This is a genomic window from Adhaeribacter terrigena (genome assembly GCF_016623615.1).
Lineage (GTDB): Bacteria > Bacteroidota > Bacteroidia > Cytophagales > Hymenobacteraceae > Adhaeribacter_A > Adhaeribacter_A terrigena.
In genome coordinates, this window is the sequence record NZ_JAEHFX010000003.1 from 230,237 (window position 1) to 250,904 (window position 20,668).

16 protein-coding genes are annotated in these 20,668 nt (G+C 47.0%); 14 read left to right on the top strand and 2 right to left on the bottom strand.

Going from position 1 to position 20,668, the window contains the following annotated elements; all coding sequences use genetic code 11:
* Position 1 precedes the first annotated feature (1 nt).
* The 9 genes from I5M27_RS07755 (at position 2) to I5M27_RS07795 (ending at position 11,850) form a co-directional block, all read left to right on the top strand.
* Positions 2 to 3,085, top strand: coding sequence for a tetratricopeptide repeat protein (locus I5M27_RS07755; RefSeq protein WP_200505629.1), 3,084 nt, complete (start codon positions 2 to 4; stop codon positions 3,083 to 3,085).
* The gene (locus tag I5M27_RS07760; protein WP_200505630.1) at positions 3,082 to 4,797 is read left to right on the top strand and encodes a TonB-dependent receptor; all 1,716 of its coding nucleotides are present in this window, start codon (positions 3,082 to 3,084) and stop codon (positions 4,795 to 4,797) included. The genes I5M27_RS07755 and I5M27_RS07760 overlap by 4 nt, the downstream gene beginning before the upstream one ends.
* An 8-nt stretch (positions 4,798 to 4,805) precedes the next feature.
* Positions 4,806 to 6,083 (top strand): HU domain-containing protein, encoded by a 1,278-nt coding sequence (locus I5M27_RS07765; RefSeq protein WP_200505631.1) that lies wholly within the window; start codon positions 4,806 to 4,808, stop codon positions 6,081 to 6,083.
* Position 6,084: 1 nt separating this feature from the next.
* Positions 6,085 to 6,783 carry a MotA/TolQ/ExbB proton channel family protein gene (locus I5M27_RS07770; protein WP_234462439.1) on the top strand — a complete coding sequence of 233 codons (699 nt, stop codon included), beginning with the start codon at positions 6,085 to 6,087 and terminating at the stop codon, positions 6,781 to 6,783.
* Between the two features lie 196 nt (positions 6,784 to 6,979).
* A complete protein-coding gene (locus tag I5M27_RS07775) occupies positions 6,980 to 7,384 on the top strand; it encodes an ExbD/TolR family protein (RefSeq protein WP_200505633.1) in 405 nt (134 codons plus the stop codon).
* 3 nt (positions 7,385 to 7,387) lie between these two features.
* Complete coding sequence (locus tag I5M27_RS07780) at positions 7,388 to 8,263, top strand: hypothetical protein (RefSeq protein ID WP_200505634.1); 876 nt, start codon at positions 7,388 to 7,390, stop codon at positions 8,261 to 8,263.
* A gap of 338 nt (positions 8,264 to 8,601) precedes the next feature.
* Positions 8,602 to 9,894 (top strand): bifunctional folylpolyglutamate synthase/dihydrofolate synthase, encoded by a 1,293-nt coding sequence (locus tag I5M27_RS07785; protein ID WP_200505635.1) that lies wholly within the window; start codon positions 8,602 to 8,604, stop codon positions 9,892 to 9,894.
* Between the two features lies 1 nt (position 9,895).
* Positions 9,896 to 10,549, top strand: coding sequence for a tRNA (guanosine(46)-N7)-methyltransferase TrmB (gene trmB, locus I5M27_RS07790; RefSeq protein ID WP_200505636.1), 654 nt, complete (start codon positions 9,896 to 9,898; stop codon positions 10,547 to 10,549).
* Positions 10,550 to 10,779: 230 nt separating this feature from the next.
* A complete protein-coding gene (locus tag I5M27_RS07795; protein WP_394369080.1) occupies positions 10,780 to 11,850 on the top strand; it encodes a bile acid:sodium symporter family protein in 1,071 nt (356 codons plus the stop codon).
* 189 nt (positions 11,851 to 12,039) lie between these two features.
* On the opposite strand, the gene trpF is transcribed toward I5M27_RS07795, so the two are convergent.
* Positions 12,040 to 12,660 (bottom strand): phosphoribosylanthranilate isomerase, encoded by a 621-nt coding sequence (gene trpF / locus I5M27_RS07800; RefSeq protein WP_200505637.1) that lies wholly within the window; start codon positions 12,658 to 12,660, stop codon positions 12,040 to 12,042.
* A gap of 250 nt (positions 12,661 to 12,910) precedes the next feature.
* On the opposite strand from trpF, the gene mnmA reads away from it, so the two are divergent.
* The 5 genes from mnmA to I5M27_RS07825 are packed head-to-tail and all read left to right on the top strand — an operon-like array spanning position 12,911 to position 19,576.
* Positions 12,911 to 14,017 (top strand): tRNA 2-thiouridine(34) synthase MnmA, encoded by a 1,107-nt coding sequence (mnmA, locus tag I5M27_RS07805; protein WP_200505638.1) that lies wholly within the window; start codon positions 12,911 to 12,913, stop codon positions 14,015 to 14,017.
* A 21-nt stretch (positions 14,018 to 14,038) separates the two neighbouring features.
* On the top strand, positions 14,039 to 14,737 hold the full coding sequence (locus tag I5M27_RS07810; protein WP_200505639.1) for a hypothetical protein: 699 nt from the start codon (positions 14,039 to 14,041) through the stop codon (positions 14,735 to 14,737).
* 2 nt (positions 14,738 to 14,739) lie between these two features.
* Entirely contained in the window at positions 14,740 to 16,395 is a 1,656-nt protein-coding gene (locus I5M27_RS07815; RefSeq protein WP_200505640.1) for a S8 family serine peptidase, read from the top strand.
* Between the two features lie 57 nt (positions 16,396 to 16,452).
* Positions 16,453 to 17,109 carry a ribulose-phosphate 3-epimerase gene (gene rpe / locus I5M27_RS07820; RefSeq protein ID WP_200505641.1) on the top strand — a complete coding sequence of 219 codons (657 nt, stop codon included), beginning with the start codon at positions 16,453 to 16,455 and terminating at the stop codon, positions 17,107 to 17,109.
* Positions 17,110 to 17,125: 16 nt separating this feature from the next.
* Entirely contained in the window at positions 17,126 to 19,576 is a 2,451-nt protein-coding gene (locus I5M27_RS07825; RefSeq protein ID WP_200505642.1) for a TonB-dependent receptor, read from the top strand.
* 245 nt (positions 19,577 to 19,821) lie between these two features.
* Here I5M27_RS07825 and I5M27_RS07830 read toward each other — a convergent pair whose 3' ends face one another.
* Positions 19,822 to 20,634, bottom strand: coding sequence for a DUF2911 domain-containing protein (locus I5M27_RS07830; protein WP_234462440.1), 813 nt, complete (start codon positions 20,632 to 20,634; stop codon positions 19,822 to 19,824).
* Positions 20,635 to 20,668: the final 34 nt, after the last annotated feature.

Here is a 20,668-nt window from a genome sequence, read left to right on the forward strand (position 1 = left end):
TATGAAGTTATACCAGAAAATTATCCTTTCTTCTGCTTTGCTGGGTGGTGCCGCCCCGTTTGCCGAAGCGCAGCACACCCAGGTTTTTACCAACGATGAACGTTACCTGCACGAAGGCCTCGAACTCTTCGACCGTGAAAAATATGGGGCTGCTCAGGAAGCTTTCGCCAAATATATCAGCCTGATCGGCGACGATACCAAAACCATTGACGCGCAGTATTATTACGCCGTTAGCGGTTTGTACCTGCTTCATCCGGATGCTGAAAAACTGATCCTGAATTTTGCCACCAAATACCCGACGCACCCTAAAGCCGGCCTGGCTTATTACCAGTTGGGTTTATTTTATTTCGATAAAAAGAACTACAACAAGGTGATCGAGTACCTGGAAAAAGTACCGAAAGAAAACCTGGACGAAGAGCAAAAGCACGAAGCGGAATTCAAGCAGGCCTACGCGTATTTTGCCGAAAAGAAATTCGATAAAGCCAAGCCTTTGTTCGACCGCAATAAAGGCGGTTCGCGCAAATATGCCTATGCATCGAGCTATTACGCCGGTTACATTGCCCTGCGCAACGGCGATTATGCCAGCGCTAAAACCGACTTGCGTACCGCCGAACAGAACGAAGCGTACCGCGCCGTGGTGCCTTACCTGCTAACCCAGATCCTTTACAAAGAAGGCAGCCTTGACGAAGTGATCTCTTACGGCGAAAAAGTGCTGGCCCAGAAACCGGTTCCCCAAAATGCCGATGAGATCGAGCTTTTGATAGGTGATGCTTATTTTAAGAAGAACGATTTTAAGAACGCTGCCAAATATTTCAACGCTTATGCCAAAGGCCGGAAAAATATTGAGAACGGCGTGCAGTATAAGATCGCTTATGCCAATTACAAAACCGAAGATTATAAAGCGGCAATCGTAAACTTTAAGGATGTGGCTTTGCAGAAAGATTCTTTGGGGCAGAATGCGGCGTATCATCTGGGCTTGAGCTACCTGAAAGATAACAACAAGCAATACGCTCTGACGGCTTTTAACCAGGCCCGCATCCAGGAATTCGATAAACCGGTTACGGAAGCGGCTTCTATAAAATATGCACAGCTTAATTACGAAACCGGTAATTTCCGGGAAGTGATCAATTCGCTTTCAGATTTCAATAAGAAGTTCCCGAACTCGAAAATGGGAAATGAAGCCGATGATATTCTGAGTGAATCTTACCTGAATTCGAACAATTACCTGGAAGCGATCCGCCACATTGAAAAACTAAGTAACCGTTCGCCCCGGATCAACGAAACGTATCAGCGCGTAACCTATTACCAGGCGGTAAATTATTTCAACGATAGTAAATTCCAGGAAGCAGTTGCTTTGCTCGACAAATCTTTGGAGCATAATTACGACCCGGAGATCCGCGCGGCCAGCTATTTCCTGAAAGGCGAAGCTTATTCCATTGCCCAGCGCTGGGACGATGCTGCCAATAGTTACGCGGCCGTTTTCCGGACAAGTAATGCCAACAAAACCGATTACTACGTGAAGTCGCGTTACGGAATTGGGTATGCGTATTACAACAATAAGCAGTACGACAAAGCGCAAACGCATTTTAAAGCTTATATTAACGATAATTCCGTTCGGGATAATAACCCGAACCTGATGGACGCTACCATGCGCCTGGGGGATACTTATTACGTGGAGAAAGATTATAAGCAGGCCCTGAATCTGTACGACAAAGTGTTGGCTTCCAATTCTCCGGATAAGGATTACGTGTATTTCCAGAAAGGCGTAGTGCTGGGTTTAATGGGCCGGAAAGAAGAGGCTGCCAAAAACCTGCAATCTCTGGTTAATAATTTCCCGAAATCGCGTTATGCCGACGATGCAACGTATCAGAAAGCGGTGCTTGATTTTGAGAACGGAAACTATGCGCCGGCCATTTCCGGTTTCACCAACCTGATCGATAACCGTCCGCAAAGCTCGCTGATCCCGAATGCGATCCAGAAGCGGGGGGTGGCTTATGTAAACCTTCGAAAGTACGACGAAGCGATTGCCGATTTTAAAAAGGTGCTCGACAATTATCCGAATTCCAAGGTAGCTAACAGTACGCTTTACTCGTTGCAGGAAGCCCTGAACTCGCAAAACCGCAGCGAAGAATTTGATGCCTACCTGGCTAAATTCAAGTCGGCTAACCCAGCCAGCGAAGCCCTGGAAAGCGTTGAGTTCGAAGCAGCTAAAAACCTGTACTTCAAGGAAAATTACAAGTCTGCGATCCCGAAATTTGAAGCGTATCTGAAATCTTATGGCAACAGCGTACTGGCGGTAGATGCCCGTTATTTCCTGGCTGATTCTTACCTGCGCACCGGCGATAAAGCCACTGCCCTTAAAAAACTGAAAGAAGTGGTGGCCGAAAACCGGACCGAATACGTGAGCAAGGCCATTGCCAAAGTAGCTGACCTGGAATTCGAGAATAAGAACTACAGCGAATCGCTGAAGTACTACAGCCGCCTGCGCGATATTTCTTCGAGCCGCCGCGAGCAGGCAAACGCTATGCTTGGCATGTTGAAAAGTTATTACCAGGCTACCGATTATGAGAACACCCGCAAAGTTGCCAACGACCTGCTCAATACCGGTAACGCGACGCTGAATGCTACCAATACCGCGCTGCTGTATAAAGGAAAAGCTTCGTATGCGCAGGGTAATATGGAAAACGCTTTAACCGAGCTGAAAGCGGCCTTAACGGCAACCGACGAGAACGGCGCCGAAGCCCAATACCTGATCGCCGAGATCCTGAACAAGCAGAAACGCTACAAGGAATCTACCGATGCGGCTTATAAAATGACGGAGAACTATGCCAACTACGAATACTGGTTAGGCCGTGCCTTCATTATTATTGCTGATAACTATGCCGCGCAGGGCGAAAATTTCCAGGCGCGGGCTACGCTTAATTCCATTATCGAGAACTCTCCTTTTAAAGAAGTGCAGGACCTGGCCAAAGCTCGTTTAGGTGCGCTGGATAATACTGCCAAACCTGCGGACGATGCCAAGGGAAAGAACGATAAGAAAACCAAAAAGAATTTAAACGCGACGGAAGGAGATACGATCCGATGAGAAATACATTTAAAATTACCGGAATAGCCATGTTGCTTGCTTTCGGGCCGGTTGCAGGTTTTCAGGCGTTTGCACAAAAAGGCTGGAACAACGACGGCAGACTGGAAAGCACCGAAATTGTGGTAGAAAAAAACCGCGTGATCGAGTTGCCGGAGGCCAGCCGTAACTATGAAAAATTCCGTATCGAGCCGCCGGAGAAGAAAACCAACAAAGTAACGTACCGCTTCAACGATTATAAACTGGCCGACCAGGATGTGAACCTTTCGGTGCGCGTACTAACTATTCGCCAGGAAGATCTGCCGAAATTGTATGGCAATTACGTGAAAGCTGGCTTTGGTAACTATTCCACGCCGTATTTAAAAGGTTATTTCCATAATAAGCGCGACGATAAAGCTTCTTTTGGCGGCAATATCAGCCACGTTTCTTCCAATGGCCCGGTAAAGGACTCAGATGTGAGCAACACGGAAATTGGTGCGCACGGCGAAAGCTACCTGGGTAACTTTACCATTGGCGGCCGGGCCAATTACGAGCGCGACGGGTATAATTTTTATGGCTATAACCGCAATTTGGTGCCAGAAGGGCAGACTCGTCTGGATGAACAAAGCTTTAACCGCATTGGCGCAGAGGCTTACCTGAACAACCTGCTCGAAGCCAGTTCTAAAATGCAGTATAAATTAGGCGGCGGAGTTAAATACTTTTCCGACGATTATGACGCTTCGGAATTCGATGGTTTTGCTAACCTGAACCTGGATTACTATTTAGGTAAAACCTCTCGGGTTAATCTGTTTACCGATTTTTCTTACATTTCTTATAACGACGCCGGTAAAGTTTCGCGCCCATTCTTCCGCATTCGCCCGAGCTACCAGATGGATCTGGACAAGCTCGATATTTCGGTAGGAGCAATGCTGGCTTACGCGGACGATAAGGTGGAGAGCGGCGACAAGCTGAATTTCTACCCGGCCATACGCGTAGGTTTTGAAGCCATTGAGAATAAGCTGATCTTATTTGGTGGTTTGGGCGGCGATTTGCAGCGAGTAACGGTAAATAGCCTGACCCGCGAAAATCCGTGGCTAAGTTCGAGTTTTAATGGGCTTGCTGAGATTCAGCGACCAGGTTTAGACGTTCGCAACACCGATAAGCAAATTGAAGTGTACGGCGGAATTACCGGAAGTCTGGCCAGCAATGTGCAGTTTACGGCCCGGGCTTCTTACCAGAACCTGAAAAACCTGTACTTCTTCAACCATTCGGTAATGGATTCTTCGCGGTTCGTGCTGCAATACGACGATGAAGCGACTTCTTTGCTGAACTTATACGGCGAAGTAATTTACAACCGCGCCGATAAAACCCGTTTCGGGGTGAAGATGGATTATAACAATTATGGTGGCCTGAATTTGCTGGAGCAGCCTTTTTACCGCCCGAGCCTGATGACCAGTGTTTTCGGAAGTTATAATCTTTATAAGAAGATTCTGTTTAACGCCGAACTTTACTATATTGGCAGTAGTTTCGGGAAGATCCAACGCGGTTTAGGCAGTGCAGCAATTTTAGAATCTGATAATATTGTGGACCTGAATCTGAAAGTAGATTATAGAATCTCGGAAAAATTTTCAACATTTGTAATGCTGAATAACGTTCTGGGCAAGAAATACGAGCGTTTCGTGTACTACCCGACCAAAGGTTTTAACGTGATCGGCGGCATAACTTACACATTCTAAAGCTTTTTATGGTTCTCAAACAGATCCAGGATTTACTACACGACCACGATTGCGTGATCATTCCCGATTTCGGTGGTTTGATCGCGCAGTATGCTGCGGCAAAAATTCACCCGGTAAAACATACGTTTACGCCGCCGAGCAAAAAAATTGCCTTCAACGAAAAACTGAAGCATAACGACGGGTTGCTGATCAGTAACCTGGCGCAGCACCTGCGGGTTTCGGCGCCGGAAGCGCAGCAAATGGTGGCGCAGTTCGTGGGCAACATGCAAAGCGAACTCACGCAAAACAAACGTTTCGAATTGCAGGGCATCGGAATTTTCCGCTACAACGCCGAGCATAAGCTGGAGTTCGAATACCTGGAAGCTGAGAATTATAATGCCCATAGTTTTGGTTTACCAGAGCTGGTGGCCCGCCCGGTAATTGCCGAAGAAGCTGCCGCTTTGCGCGCTGTTCGCCAGAAAGTTACGCCCAAGCCGGTTCCGGCCGGCAAAAAAGGCTTATCGGCTTTTGCGCGGAAATATGGAACTGTTGCTGCCACGGTATTAACCGGCGGTTTAACGGTGGCCATGGTCTATTACGTTTCCCTGCAATCTGATTACAATTTAAGTTCGCTGAACCCGGTTGCTTTATTCCAGCAAACTGGGGAGACTTCGGAAACGGTAGCTTTTTCGGAAGAAAAAGTGGCGGAAGCCTTTTCCCAACAGCTTGAAACCTTGCCGGTAACGCCGGAGGAAGAATCGGTGGCGGCCGTGGAAGCAGATTACGATAATACGGTTTATAAGAACGAAGCGGTTGCCGCGGCAGAACCTGTTGCTTTAAAACCGTTGCCAACCCGCGAAGTAAGCCTGGGTGCAAAAGCAGAAAACGCTATGGAAACGGCCGCCAAAACTGCCGAACCAAGCGCGGAAGTTAAAACTGCGGTGGTTATTAAACCCGAAATTAAAGCAACGGTTGCCAAAGCAGAAACAAAATCGGTAGTAAAATCAACAGAAAAAGTAGTAGCCAAACCAGAATCGAAAGTAAATGCTGAAGCTGCTACAATTAAAAAAGCTACCGGCCGTTATTTCATCATTTCCGGCGGATTCAGTACCCTGGAAAATGCTGAGCGCAGCAAGAAACAACTGGCAGCCAAAGGTGCCGATCAGGCGGAAGTGATGCTTCCCAACGGCATGAGTAAGCTGCACCGCGTTTCGGTGGCCGAATTCGATAATATGGAAACTGCGGCTGCGAAACTCCCCGAACTGCGCAAAAAATACGGAAATGCACTCTGGATACTTAATTATTAACATGAACCCGATTCTTTTACAGATTACTTCTCTTACTCCCGATTCAGCCAACGTTCCAACCGCTGCACCTGTTACCGGGGCCGATTCCGGACTTTCCGTTTTCGATCTGATCATTCAGGGTGGCTGGGTGATGCTGCCGATTATTTTAATGTCGGTGATTGCCATTTACATTATGGTAGAACGTTACATTGCCATTAAAAAAGCATTACCCGATCCCGAACCGTTTATGCAGGCCGTAAAAACCCAGGTAATTCAGGGCGACCTGAACGGCGCCAAAATGCTGTGTGCAAAAACCAACACGCCTATTGCCCGCATGATCGAAAAAGGGATCCGCCGGATTGGTAACCCCTTAAAAGACATCGAAACTTCTATCGAGAACGTAGGTAAGCTTGAGATCACGAAACTGGAAAAGAATATTAACGTGCTCGGTATTATTGCCGGTATTGCGCCTATGCTTGGTTTCGTGGGTACGATCATCGGGGTAATTAAAATTTTCTACGCCATTTCTGCCACCGGCGATTTCGGTATTGCGCAGATCTCGGGTGGTCTTTACACCAAAATGGTAACTTCTGCAGCCGGCCTTATTGTGGGTATGATCGCGCACATTGGTTACCATTATTTAAGCCTGATGGTAGAGCGCGTGATCTTTAAGATGGAAAATTACGCCATCGAATTTACTGACCTGTTGCAGGATAATTAAGGTTAATGGGCTGATTATTTAAGGTGCCGATGCGTGATTAAGTAATCAGGATAAGAAAGTGCTGATATTGGTAGACGATGCTGGTATTGGCACTTTCAATTTTAAAAATAAATTTAAACCGTTCGTTTCGTTTTAAGATTCCTGCTGAAATCGGACAACGAATAACGAACAACGAACAACGAACAACCAAAATAAAATGGATTTTAGCCGCAGACGCAAAATATCGTCGCACGTAGAAACGGGCTCCATGAACGACATCATGTTCTTTCTGATGCTGTTCTTTCTGATCGTTTCTACCATGGTGAACCCGAACGTGATCAAACTGATGCTGCCGAATGCCAAATCTGATGTGCAGATGGTAAAGCAGCCGGTTACGGTTTCGGTTAATGCCGCGGGCGAATATTTTGTAGATAAACAACCGGTTTCGCCGGAAAATTTAGAATCCGCTTTGGCGCAGGCAGTGAACGGAATCGATCAGCCAACCGTTGTATTACGTGTGGATGCATCGCTGAACGTTCAGAAACTGGTGGACATCCTTGAAATCGGCAATAAGCTGAAAGTAAAAATGGTAATGGCCACGCAGGCTGAAAAAGGACAATAAATTATGTTAGCTTCAAAAGAAAATGATTACCGGAATTATGGCCTCATCGGCACCGTGGTTTTCCACGGCGCTTTGCTGGCTATTTTCCTCCTGATGGTTTTCAAAGGGCCGAACCCGCCGCTGGAAGGTGGTTCCGGGATCGAGCTGAATTACGGCGTTATTGGTGAAGAAGGTTTTGGTGATGTGCAGACCACGGCGCCGGCCAACGATTCGCCGAACAAAGAAGACAGCCGCCCGGCCGCAGCTACTCCGGAACCGACCCCGGAACCGGTGCAGCAGCAAGTGCAGCAAAAAGCGGTGGAAGCCACTCCTGATCGGGTAATTACGGGCGTGGAAGAAACCGGCGTAAACGTAAAAGAAATTGAAAAGCCGAAAAAAGTAGAAGAGAAGAAGGAAGAAGTGAAAGCTGTTGAAAAACCGAAATCACTTTATCCGGGAAAATCTTCTACCCAGACTGGTGGTAACGGAACAGCTGGCAGCAGCAACGAAGCTACCGGCAACAACAACGGCGACCGTCCGGGCAAAGTAGGCGACCAGGGAAATCCGGAAGGAACGCTGGATGCCAAAGCGCTTTACGGGAAACCCGGCAAAGGCGGCCCCGGCAACGGCGGTAGCTTAAACATGCCAGGCTGGGCCTTCGACCGTCCACCGAAACCAAACGATAATTCCAACGAAAGCGGCCGCATTGTTTTCGATATTAAAGTAGACGAAGATGGCGCTATTACCCGCTGCGAAGTCCGGGAAAGCAACGTTTCTCCGGCTTTAACCAAGCTTTACCGCGACGCCGTTTTTAAATCTTCCCTGAGCCCGACCAACGCCAGTGGTGTTGCCACTACGGGAGCCAGCGGAACGATCACCTTTATTATCAGCGCCCGCTAAACCCGTTGTTCGTTATTGTTGTTCGTTTTTGAAAATTTTAAAAAAGCCTGTCTTTTGGGATGGGCTTTTTTATTTGCTGACTGATTCTTCCTGTTATCTGACTACAAATATTTTCGGTTTACGAATTTTTCGTCAGAAATTATCCTTCAGACTTTTTTACCTGACAACCATAGCGTTTTGTATTCTTTTAAAAAATCAGGTAATGAGCTGCAAGCTCGCACCAGCATTTTCAATGACAGGGTATTAAGAAAATCAGCTTATTGACTTTTTTACCCTAAAACGATAGCGTTTTGCGCGGATAACCGTAATTTTGCACCGCTTTTAAACTGGCAACCCCGATGACCTACGAACAATGCCTGGAATATATGTATGCCCAATTGCCGATGTTTCACCGCATCGGCAATGCTGCTTTTAATAAAAGCCTGGATAATATTCTGGCACTTTGCCAGGCCCTGGATAATCCGCAGCGCAAATTTAAAAGCGTGCATGTGGCGGGCACCAATGGCAAAGGCAGCAGCTCGAATATGCTGGCCGCTGTTTTGCAGAGTGCGGGTTATAAAACCGGGCTTTACACGTCGCCTCACCTTAAAGATTTTACCGAGCGCATCCGCATAAACGGTCACCAGATCCCGAAGGATAAAGTGGTGCAATTTGTACAAGAACACCAGGAACTGTTTGCCAGAATTAAGCCTTCCTTCTTCGAAATGACCGTGGCGCTTGCCTTCCAATTTTTCGTGGAAGAGCAAGTAGATATTGCTGTGATTGAAGTTGGTCTGGGTGGCAGGCTCGATTCTACCAATATTATTACGCCGGAAGTTTGCCTGATCACCAATATCAGTTTCGATCACCAGAGTTTGTTGGGAGAAAGTTTGCCCGAGATCGCAGCCGAAAAAGCGGGCATTATTAAACCGCAGGTTCCGGTCGTGATCAGCCAGACGCAATCGGAAACGGTAGCGGTTTTTAATCAAAAAGCCAAAGCGGTGAATGCCCCGATCGTTTTTGCCGATCAGGAATTAGAGGTCATTAATCCGGATGTAACGTTAGAGGCCCGCACGTTTGATATTTATGAGGGCGACCGGGTTTATTTATCGAACCTGGAATTGAGTTTGCTTGGAAGTTACCAGGAATTCAATTTGCCGGGCGTTTTAATGACGGTGGAAGAACTTCGGAAAAAGGGCTACGATATTTCGGAATACAATATCCGGGAAGGCCTGATGAACGTGCAGGAATTAACCGGGTTTAAAGGCCGCTGGCAGGTACTGAACGAAAAACCGCTTACGATCTGCGATACCGGTCATAATGAGGCCGGCCTGAGAGCCGTTTTGGCCCAGATTGAGCGGCTCGATATGCCCAAAGTGCATTTTGTATTCGGGGCGGTAAACGACAAGGATATCACCAAAATTCTGCAGCTACTACCAACCGAATTTACTTACTATTTCTGCCAGGCAAATATTCCGCGGGCTTTGCCGGCAGATGATCTATTTACGCTGGCTAAAAATAACGGGCTTTCGGGGCAAAAATATTATACCGTAATGGAAGCCGTAAATGCAGCAAAAGCGGTGGCAAAAGAAAACGAATTAATTTTTATTGGCGGCAGCACGTTTGTGGTGGCCGAAGTGGACGATTTATAAGATGGGAAGAAGCAAACTTCAGAAATTTCAGGTAATTGGCGAACGCCAGAATGTAGTTGAGCCGGGAAAGGAAAAATTCAAGCAATTAAAGGGCCGTTGGGCCGAAGATTTTTTCGGAAATAATCACGAAATTATTTTGGAGATCGGCTGTGGCAAAGGCGATTATACGGTTGGCATGGCGCAGCTTTTCCCGAACAAGAATTTTTTAGGCGTAGATATAAAAGGAGCAAGGCTCTGGAAAGGCAGTTCGCTGGCGGAAGAAAACGGGCTGACTAATGTTGGTTTCCTGCGCACGTTCATTGAAGAAATTACTGAGCATTTTGACGAAAACGAAGTAAGCGAACTTTGGGTAACGTTTCCGGATCCGCGTCCGCGCCTGGGTGAAGAAAAGAAACGGTTAACCTCACCGCGCTTTATGAATATGTACAAGCAAATGGTAAAACCGGGCGGCATCATCCATTTCAAAACCGATAATCTGGAGCTGTTCGATTATACGCTGGAATTGCTGCAACGCAACGAAGAAAAGAACCTGATCTTTACCCGCGATCTGTATAATTCCGACCTCCAGCATCATACGCTTGGCATTCAGACTACCTACGAACGTAAATTTTTAGGCGAAGGCCTTCCGATCAAGTATTTGCAGTTTGAGGTTTAGGAATTAATGATTAATGATTAATGATTAATGATTAATGATTAATGATTAATGATTAATGATTAATGCTCATTAACTACTAATCCCTGATAACTGATCACTACTAAGTCCGGTTTAGGCTGGACTTTTTGCTTTCAAAACGGTAGCGTTTTCAACTGAAAAAGTCTGAGAATGGTAGGGTTTTGAACCGAAAAAGTCTGAAAGCGGTAAAAGCTTTTTATTGATATTCTCCGATGCAAAACCCGAATACCAGAATTGATCCCGATCCGGTTGATAAACAAATTACGTTTTTTCAGAAAATGCTGAAACTGGCGGGCCTTGCCGGGCTTGATCCGTTTATTTTGATCCTGGCTTTCGTTATTATTCTGGCGAATTTCTGGCCGGAGCCGGGCATTCAGGAAGGGCCTTTTTCCCTGGCGGAACTGGCTAATTACGGGGTTTCGTTCATTTTCTTTTTCTACGGGTTGCGCCAGGAACCTGAAAAGCTGAAAGCTGGCCTAAGTAACTGGAAACTGCATTTGTTGATTCATTTCACTACGTTTTTGCTTTTCCCGCTGCTGGCTTTACTGGGCAAAACGCTTTTCGAAACGCCCGATTCGGAAGTGCTGTGGCTCGGGATTTTCTTTCAGGCAACGCTGCCATCCACGGTTTCTTCGGCGGTGGTTATGGTTTCGATTGCGGGCGGCAATATTCCGGCGGCTATTTTCAATGCGAGTATCAGCAGCATGGTCGGGGTTTTCATAACGCCGCTCTGGATGGGCTTATTCCTCAATTCCGCTTCCGAAAGTTTTGACCTGAGCCAGGTTTTTATAAAGCTCATTATTCAGGTGATCATCCCGGTAATTCTGGGGATTCTGCTGCACCGGAAACTAGGCAAAATAGCAGAGAAATACCGCAAACAAATGCGCTACTTCGACCAAACCATTATCCTGGTAATCGTCTACACATCTTTCAGCGAATCTTTTTCTCAGAACATGTTTGCCGGCTTTAAGGTCTGGAACGTGATCTTCCTGGGGCTCGGGCTGATGGTTTTTTTTCTGCTGGTGCTTTTTATTGTGAACCTGATCTCCAAAGCCCTGCATTTCAGCCGCGAAGATAAAATTACGGCCATGTTTTGCGGCTCTAAAAAATCGCTGGTGCACGGTACGGTTATGGCCAAAGTGCTTTTCGTAAATTCGGTAAATACCGGTATTATTCTGCTGCCCGTTATGCTTTACCACACGCTGCAAATGGTGGTAGCCAGCATATTGGCCAAGAAAATGGCAAGGGATGCAGAAGAGCGTGGAAGGACTGAAAAAGGGTAGGGATTTTTGGGGGAAAAGTAATGGATGCCTTGTGAAAGCGGAAATAAATTGTTGATGAAAACACCAACAACGGCAGAAAAGGTACCTGCAAACAAAAGTATAACTAAAAAACGCTATCCTTTTAAAGCAAAAAACTCACAAAATTCAAAAGTCCGTGAGTTTTAATTCATTTTCAAATCTTCAAAGCAATTACTCTTCCAAGGCTTCGAAAATTTCTTCCAGCTCATCGAAGGTTTTCAGGCCAGGGCGAATTTCGTCAGAACCCTGCATGCCGATGCCGAAAGGGTTTATTTCTTCCAGAATGTAGTCCAGGTTACTTTTTTCTACCCCGAAACCGATGATCACTTTGTAGCGATTCGCTATATCGCGTAGCAAACGGCAATTAGTGTCGTCGATGGTGGTAAAATCGGTGGAATAGATCAGGAAACCATTTACGTCAGAATGATAGAGTTCCAGCATTTCTACCAGTTCGGTTTCGATGGTATCTTTGTTGATGAAAACTTTCTGGATCACCGGTTTTTCGATCTTACGGATCTCGTCGATCAGGTAGGTTTTATTCAGCTGAATAAAATCCAGGTTCAGGTTGAAAGCTTTTTCGTTTATTTCCGTTACGCTGGCTTCATCAAATTCGCCCACCAGCTGAATGCCGGAAACCCAACCGGTTATCTCCTTAAAAGCAGCTTCGGTTATATGGTCGGCGTGGCTGGCGTCCAGGTTAAACCCCATCAGGTCGGCGCCCATGCCGGCGCAGTAGCGGGCATCGCTTAAATTGTTGATGCCATTTACAAGTACGGTAGTTTTCAGGGCCATTTCGATACGGTTTTAATTGTTGCTGAATGAATATTCAAAGTAAGCAGCTTTTTTTTGCTTCCGCTACTTTTTCCACTTAAAAGTATAGCGTATTAACATGAAATAAGCCGGAAATGGAAATTAAAGTGCCGTAAATTCGTTTGGTTATTTACCAGGTATGGCCGAGCAAAATTGCTATATTGAAAAGGCTTTGTTGTATCTTTGCAAATTAACCATTTTAAAGAGGGCTTTTAACCCTTATTTCGATTAAATGAGTACCAAAGGAAGAGTATTAGTAGCCATGAGCGGCGGTATAGACAGCTCCGTGGCGGCCGTAATGTTGCATGAGCAGGGTTACGAAGTGGTGGGTATGACCATGAAAACCTGGGACTACGCGTCTTCAGGGGGCAGCAAAAAAGAAACCGGCTGCTGCAGTTTAGATTCCATAAACGATGCGCGCAACATTGCCGTGCAACTCGGTTTCCCGCATTATATCATCGATATCCGCGAAGAATTCGGCGATTATGTGATCAACCATTTTACCGACGAATATTTAGCCGGCCGCACGCCCAACCCTTGCGTTTTGTGCAACACGCACATTAAATGGGATTCGCTTTTGCGCCGCGCCGATAAATTAGGCTGCGATTTTATTGCTACCGGTCATTACGCCAACGTGCGCGAAGAAAACGGTCGTTACGTAATTTCCAAAGGCTTAGACGAAAATAAAGATCAGAGTTACGCTCTTTGGGGAATTTCGCAGGAAAGTTTAGCCCGCACCATTTTCCCGCTGGGTAAATTACATAAGTCCGAGATCCGGGCGTTTGCTACCGAGCGCGGTTTCCACGAACTGGTGCAGAAACCGGAAAGCTACGAGATCTGCTTTATTCCCGATAACGATTACCGTGGTTTCCTGAAACGCCGGGTGCCGGAGCTTGCTGAACAAGTTGCCGGCGGCGAATTTGTGATGGAAGACGGCAAAGTGGTAGGCAAACACGAAGGCTATCCGTTCTACACCGTGGGCCAGCGGAAAGGTTTGGGCATTGCTTTGGGCTTCCCGGCCTTCGTTACACGCATCGAAAAGGAGACAAATCGCGTAATACTGGGCAACTACGACGATCTGGCGAAAAACGGAACGACCATCGGCAAGCTCAACATGGTAAAATACGCGGACTTACTCGATAAGCCAACCGCCACCGTTACCAAAGTGCGCTATAACGATCCCGGAACGGAAGCCATTATCGAACAGTTCGGCGATAAAATGAAAGTGCATTTCCTGAGCGGCGTGCACGCCATTGCACCGGGCCAGGCTGCGGTATTTTACGAAGGCAACGACGTAATTGGCGGTGGCTGGATCGAGACGAGTTACCACATTCAATAAGAAAAAACGCTATCTAATTTTATGAAAAAAGTCGGGTATTTGCTGGTGCTGGTTGCGGGGTTGTTTTACGGGTGCACCGAAACGGAAGAAATTAACGACTCGGTTACGGGTAAAGCCTATTACCCGCTCAGCATCGGCGATTACCGGATCTACAACGTTACGCACGTGCGTTTCGAGCAGGATTCTGTTTCCGATTCTACCACCTTTCAGTTACGCGAACGGGTAGATACTTTATTTACGAACCTGGCCGGCGAACCGACTTTTAAATTGATCCGCTCGATAAGAACCAAACCGGATGACTCGTGGCGCGACGATTCGGTGATCACAATAACTGTTTCGAGCAGCCAGTTGCGCCGGACTTCCGATAACCTGAGTTTGGTGAAAATGGTTTTTCCGGTAAGCGAAAATAAAACCTGGAACCCGAATGTATTCAACACACTGGAACCGGGCAATGCGCGTTATGTGAATGTGAACCAGCCTTACGCGGTAAACGGGCAGAATTTTCCGAATACGGCAACGGTACAAGTGAACGATTTTGTTTCGGTAATTAACAAAGATGTGCGCACCGAAGTGTATGCCGAAAATGTGGGCCTGATCTACAAAGATTACGAAGTGCTGCAATATTGCAACGATAACCAGATCTGCGATGTGGGTGTGGATTATATTCTCTTCGGGTACCGCCGCACTGAAACGCTGGAATCTTACGGGAAAACGGAATAATTATGAACAGACTTTTTACTGCATTTTTCCTACCGTTTTTTTTTATTTCGCTGCATTCGGCTTCGGCTCAGAACCATGATAAGCATTTTGTTTATTTTAAAGACAAAGCCAATTCGCCTTACAGTTTTTCCAAACCGGAACAATTTCTTTCTCAGGCCGCGCTGAAACGCCGCCAAAAGCAGAAAATAGCCTTAAACCAACGCGACCTGCCTGTAAACCCGATCTATGTAACTAGTTTAAAAGCTTTGGGCGTGGAAGTGCGTTATAAAAGCAAATGGCTGAACGGCGCGGTAATTGTCTGCGATTCTGCGAAGCTGATGCAGGTTTTAACTTTACCATTCGTAAAAAGCGGCCAGACCCTGAACCGGGAAATTCCCGGGAAAAGCGGCGAAGAACCTGATCCAATCGAGGAACTGATCCCTGTTTCGAACGTGCGGAAAACGGCTGACCCGGCCCAATACGGTGAGTCTTTTACGCAGGCCGAAATGATTGGAGCCACGCAAATGCACGATGCCGGTTTTCACGGCGAAGGCATGACGGTGGGGGTTTTCGATAACGGTTTTCCGGGCGTAGACCGTACCATGCCTTTTGCCCATCTGTATCAGAACAATCAGGTAAAAGGCGTTTATAATTTTGTTACCAATAACAGGAACGTGTATTCCCGCGGCGGCCACGGCACCTCTACGCTATCTAATATTGCCGCTTATCATCCGGGTAAATTCATTGGTACGGCTTATAAAGCTAACGTTTATTTGTTTGTAACGGAAGACGATAACGGCGAATACCCGATAGAAGAAGCGAACTGGCTCATTGCCGCCGAATTTGCCGACAGCGCCGGGGTAGACGTGATCAATTCTTCCTTAGGTTACAGCACTTTCGATGATTCCCGCTATAATTATACCTATGCCGATATGAATGGCAATACGACGATCGTAACGCGTGCAGCCGATTTTGCGGCAAGCACCGGTATGCTGGTCGTTTCTTCGGCGGGTAACGAAGGCAATGATCCCTGGCTTTACATTACCGCTCCCGCCGACGGCGATTCAGTTTTAACCGTTGGCGCGGTAGATGCTATGACCAATAAGGCGGGTTTCAGTTCTTTTGGCCCTGCTTCCGATGGCCGGATCAAGCCTAATCTGGCTGCTATGGGTGTGCAGGCTGCAGTCGTAAATTCTTTTGGAGATGTAGGGAAAAGCAACGGAACTTCTTTTTCCGGCCCCATCCTGGCGGGAATGGCAACCGCTTTCTGGCAGGCTAATCCGCACCTTACCAACATGCAGGTTATTCAGTATCTGCAGCGTTCAGCTACGCAGGCCAATAATCCGGATAATAATTTAGGGTACGGCATACCGAATTTTGCAAAAGCGCAGGAACTGGTTTCGAAAGATTTCGGGCTGGTAAATACGCTTACCCTTTTCCCGAACCCAACCAATGCGACTTTAATAAATCTTGGTTTTGAAGATCTGCCTTATGCCGGACCTGTAGACGTTAAAATATTTGACCGTACCGGCCGTTTGGTGGTTCAGCACACCTTGCAGCGTGAAATTGGCAAACGGATGGAATTTACCTTACCTTCCCACATGAAAGCCGGTTTATACATTGTGCAGGTAGCCTGGTCTGATAAGGTAGAAACCCTCAAGTTCATGAAATTGCCGTAATTTTAATTTATCCTTACTTTTGCCGCTGAAATTCATAGCGTTTTTAACAAAAATATTATGCCCCCAATTATTGCTCCCTCGGTTTTAGCTTCCGATTTTGCCAACCTGCAATCAGAAGCTGAAATGCTGAACCGCAGCCAGGCCGACTGGTTTCACATCGACATTATGGACGGCCGTTTTGTACCAAACCTTTCTTTTGGTTTGCCGGTGCAGGCTGCTATTAAAAAACACGCCCAGAAACCACTGGATGTACACTTAATGATCGTGGAGCCGCAGCTTTACATCGAAGATTTCCGCAAAGCCGGCGCCGATATTATTACCGTGCATTACGAAGCTTGTCCGCATTTACACCGCGTAATTCAGCAGATTAAACTTACGGGCGCCAAAGCAGGTGTTGCTTTAAATCCGCATACGCCTGTTAGCGTGCTGGAAGATATTATTGCTGATATAGACCTGGTTTGCTTAATGAGCGTTAACCCGGGTTTTGGGGGGCAGAAATTCATTGAGAATACCTATGCCAAGATCGAAAAACTGAAAGCACTGATCGTAAAGCACAATTCGCAGGCCCTGATCGAGATTGACGGCGGCGTAAACCAGGAAAATGCCCCGAAACTGATGAAAAGCGGTGCCGATGTATTGGTAGCCGGTTCATTTGTATTCACCGCCGCCGACCCGGAAAAGACCATTGCCGACCTGAAAAATATCGCGTATTAGTATTTACGTTAGCTGCATGCTGAGAAAGACCCTGGCCGTTTTACTTTTTTTATTATTGAATCAAGTGGCCTGGGCGCAGCAGGCAACCTTAACCGGCACCGTTAAAACGGCCGAAGGCGGCGCGCTCGAATTAGCCGCAATTGCTTTAAAAGGCACTTCTTCGGGTACCCAAACCAATGCTCAGGGCCAGTTTCAATTAACCGTTCCGGGTGCAGAAAGCTTTACAGTTGTAATTCAGTACGTGGGGTTTAAAACCCAGGAACTGAAGCTGAAACTGCAGCCCGGCGAAACCCGCAACATTGTGGTGAACATGCAGCCGGACGTTAAAATGCTGAACAAAGTAGTGGTGCGGGGCCGCAGCGAAACCGATACCCGCGAAGAGGTCAGCATTATGAAACTCGATCCTCGCCTGAGCAGTACCTTGCCTTCGGCTTTCGGCGATTTTAATAAGATGCTGGTGGCTTTGCCGGGTGTCGTTTCCAATAACGAGCTCTCTTCTACCTATTCGGTGCGGGGCGGAAACTATGACGAGAACCTGGTTTACGTGAACGGGATCGAAATTTACCGGCCGTTTTTAGTTACCAGCGGGCAGCAGGAAGGCTTGAGTTTCATTAATCCGGAAATGGCGGGCAACGTGGAATTTTCTTCCGGCGGCTGGCAGCCCAAATACGGCGATAAGCTTTCCTCGGTGCTGAATATCCGCTACAAACAGCCCACCAAATTTGCCGGCTCTGTTACCGGTGGCTTAACCGGCGGCGCGGCGCACCTGGAAGCAGCTTCCAAAAATAAAAAGATCAATTACCTGTTCGGAGCCCGCCACAAAGATGCCCGCTACTTGTTTCACAGCCTGGAAGTGAACGGGGATTACAAGCCCGTTTTCTCCGATTTTCAGAGCTACGTTACTTTTAACTTCACCAAAGATAGCGTTTTAACGCCCGAAAAGCCGGCCCGCACTACGCTGGGAATTCTAACGGCTTTTGCCCGCAACCGCTACGAACTTAGCCCTACTTCTTCCGAAACCAGTTTTGGTACTGTAAACCGGGTAGTCCGGTTGCGGGTAGAATACGAAGGCCGGGAGCAGATGCAGTACGAAACCTACCAGGCCGGCCTGAATTTAACCCACCGTTTCACCGATTGGCTGACTTCTGAACTAATTCTATCCGGCGTAAGATCCGATGAACGCGAATTCCGCGATACCGAAGCTTTTTACCGTTTTTGCGACGTTAACACCGATCCTTCTTCGCCTGGGTTTAATGAATGCGTGCGTTCCCGCGATGTAGGCAGCCGTTACGATCATTCGCGGAACAGTTTACGGGCACTGATTGCTTCACTTGAAAACCGCAATATTTACCGATTAAATGCCCAAAACACCCTGCAATGGGGCCTGAAAGTGAGCCGCGAACAAATTGACGACAAACTTTCGGAATTCAATTTTATAGATTCTACCGATTATGTGGTGAACCGGAGCCTGCTGAAAACGGATATTGGATTGCAATCTTACCGGTACCAGGCTTACGCTCAGCATACCATCGAGCTCGATTCGCTGAAAACGCTTACCTACGGTCTGCGCGCCAGCTACTGGAATTTCAATAAAGAATTTACCATTACGCCGCGCGTTCAGTTTGCTTTTACGCCGGCCGGGAATCCGGACCTTTCTTATAAACTTGCTGCCGGGTTGTATTACCAGCCACCTTTTTACCGGGAGTTGCGCAATGCGCAGGGCGAACTAAACAAAAACCTGAAAGCGCAGCGTTCGGCCCACTTTATTGCCGGCACCGAATACCGTTTTCAGAAATGGAACCGGGCCTTTAAACTCACCGCCGAGGCTTACTACAAGCATTTAACGAACGTGGTGCCTTACGATGTAGAGAATGTGCGCCTGCGGTATTATGCCCTCAACAACGCCAAAGCCTACGCGGCCGGTTTTGATGTGCGGGTGAACGGGGAGTTTATAAAAGGCGCAGAATCCTGGTTCAGCCTGGGGGTGCTTACTACCAAAGAAGACATTGAAGGCGATAAACGGAATATCCTGGATGCTGAAGGCAACGTGACCGGGCAGGAGGAAATTGGTTACGTACGCCGCCCCAACGATCAGCGCATTACGCTGGGTGTTTTCTTCCAGGATCATTTACCCAACAACCCCACCATTAAAATGTACCTGAATATGCTTTTCGGCAGCGGATTGGCGTTCAGTTATCCGGGAAATCCGGGTGGCAGGGGCGTATTGCGCGGCAGAGCTTACGTGCGGCCGGATGTTGGTTTCTCGAAGCTTATTACCTTACGTGATGCCTCTGCTAAAAATAGTCCTTTCGAAAGCCTTTGGATAAGCCTGGAAATTCTGAACCTGGTTGCGGCCAATAATTTAGTAGGCTACAGCTTCGTGGAAGATATTAACGGCGTGAATTATGCCGTACCCAATTATCTTTCCGCCAGAACCGTGAACCTGCGTTTTATTGCGAGGTTTTAATTTAATGGTTAAATGGCTGCTGAATGGTTTAATGGCTTAACCATGGAATAATTAGGTTTTATGAAGCAATAACTTCATATCCATTAAAATAAAACCATAAAAAAACGCTATACTTTTCAGACCGAAAAGTATAGCGTTTTTTTATGCGAGTTAAGAAGCTACAATTGAAAACTCAGGTTAAAATTCATAATTCAACAATTCAGCCATTCAACAATTTAACCATTAAGCCATTCAGCTATTTAATCTTAATTCATTCGGATCCGCCAGTCTTTCAAAGCTAGTTCCAGGTCAGGGGCGAATTGTTTGAAGGTTTCTTCTTTTTCGCCCAGTTTAATGGCTTTTTTTACCAGGTTCACTGCTTCCTGATATTCGTTATGCTGGGCAAGTAATTGCGCTTTCAGCCAGTTATTGTAATAGTTATCGTCGATGGAGATCGATTTGTTGATCCATTGCAGGGCCAGCTCCGGCTCCTTGTTTTTCTGCAGCAGGTAATTAACTGCCTGCGCGTACAAACGCCAGTCGTTGGGTTTTGCTTCGGCCAGGGCCGCTTTAATGTTGGACAGCGCTTTCTGATCAACTTCTACTTCTATATGGATCGGGATGCGGATCTTTTCCCAGTTCAGGTTCAGGGTGCCGGAATTGGCTTTAATATCGGTGAAAGAAAAGAAGAGCGTTTCGTGAAAGTCGTCTTGGATGGCTTGTACCGGAACGCGTAAAACGTCATCTTCGGTTTTATAATCGAAAGCACCCCACTGATTCAGCCTTTTATTGAAAATGATGGTCCAGTTATCGTGCGATTCCGGAATGGTAAACAGGGAATACGTGCCGGCGGCCAGTTTTTCGCCCTGCACCACTACATCGTCAGAAAAGGTTACCATGGTAGCCTCGTTTGCGCCGGTCCGCCAAACCTTGCCATAAGGCACGAGTTTGCCCCAGATCTCACGGTTTTTAACGCCGGGGGTATAGTAATTAACTTTAATTTCAGTAAGGCCGATGGTTTGGCTAACCATTGCTTTGGGGCTGGCCAGCGGTAGGTTTAGTTCCTGTGCCTGAGCCATAAAAGTAAAAAAGTGAAAACAGGTGAGTAGAAGC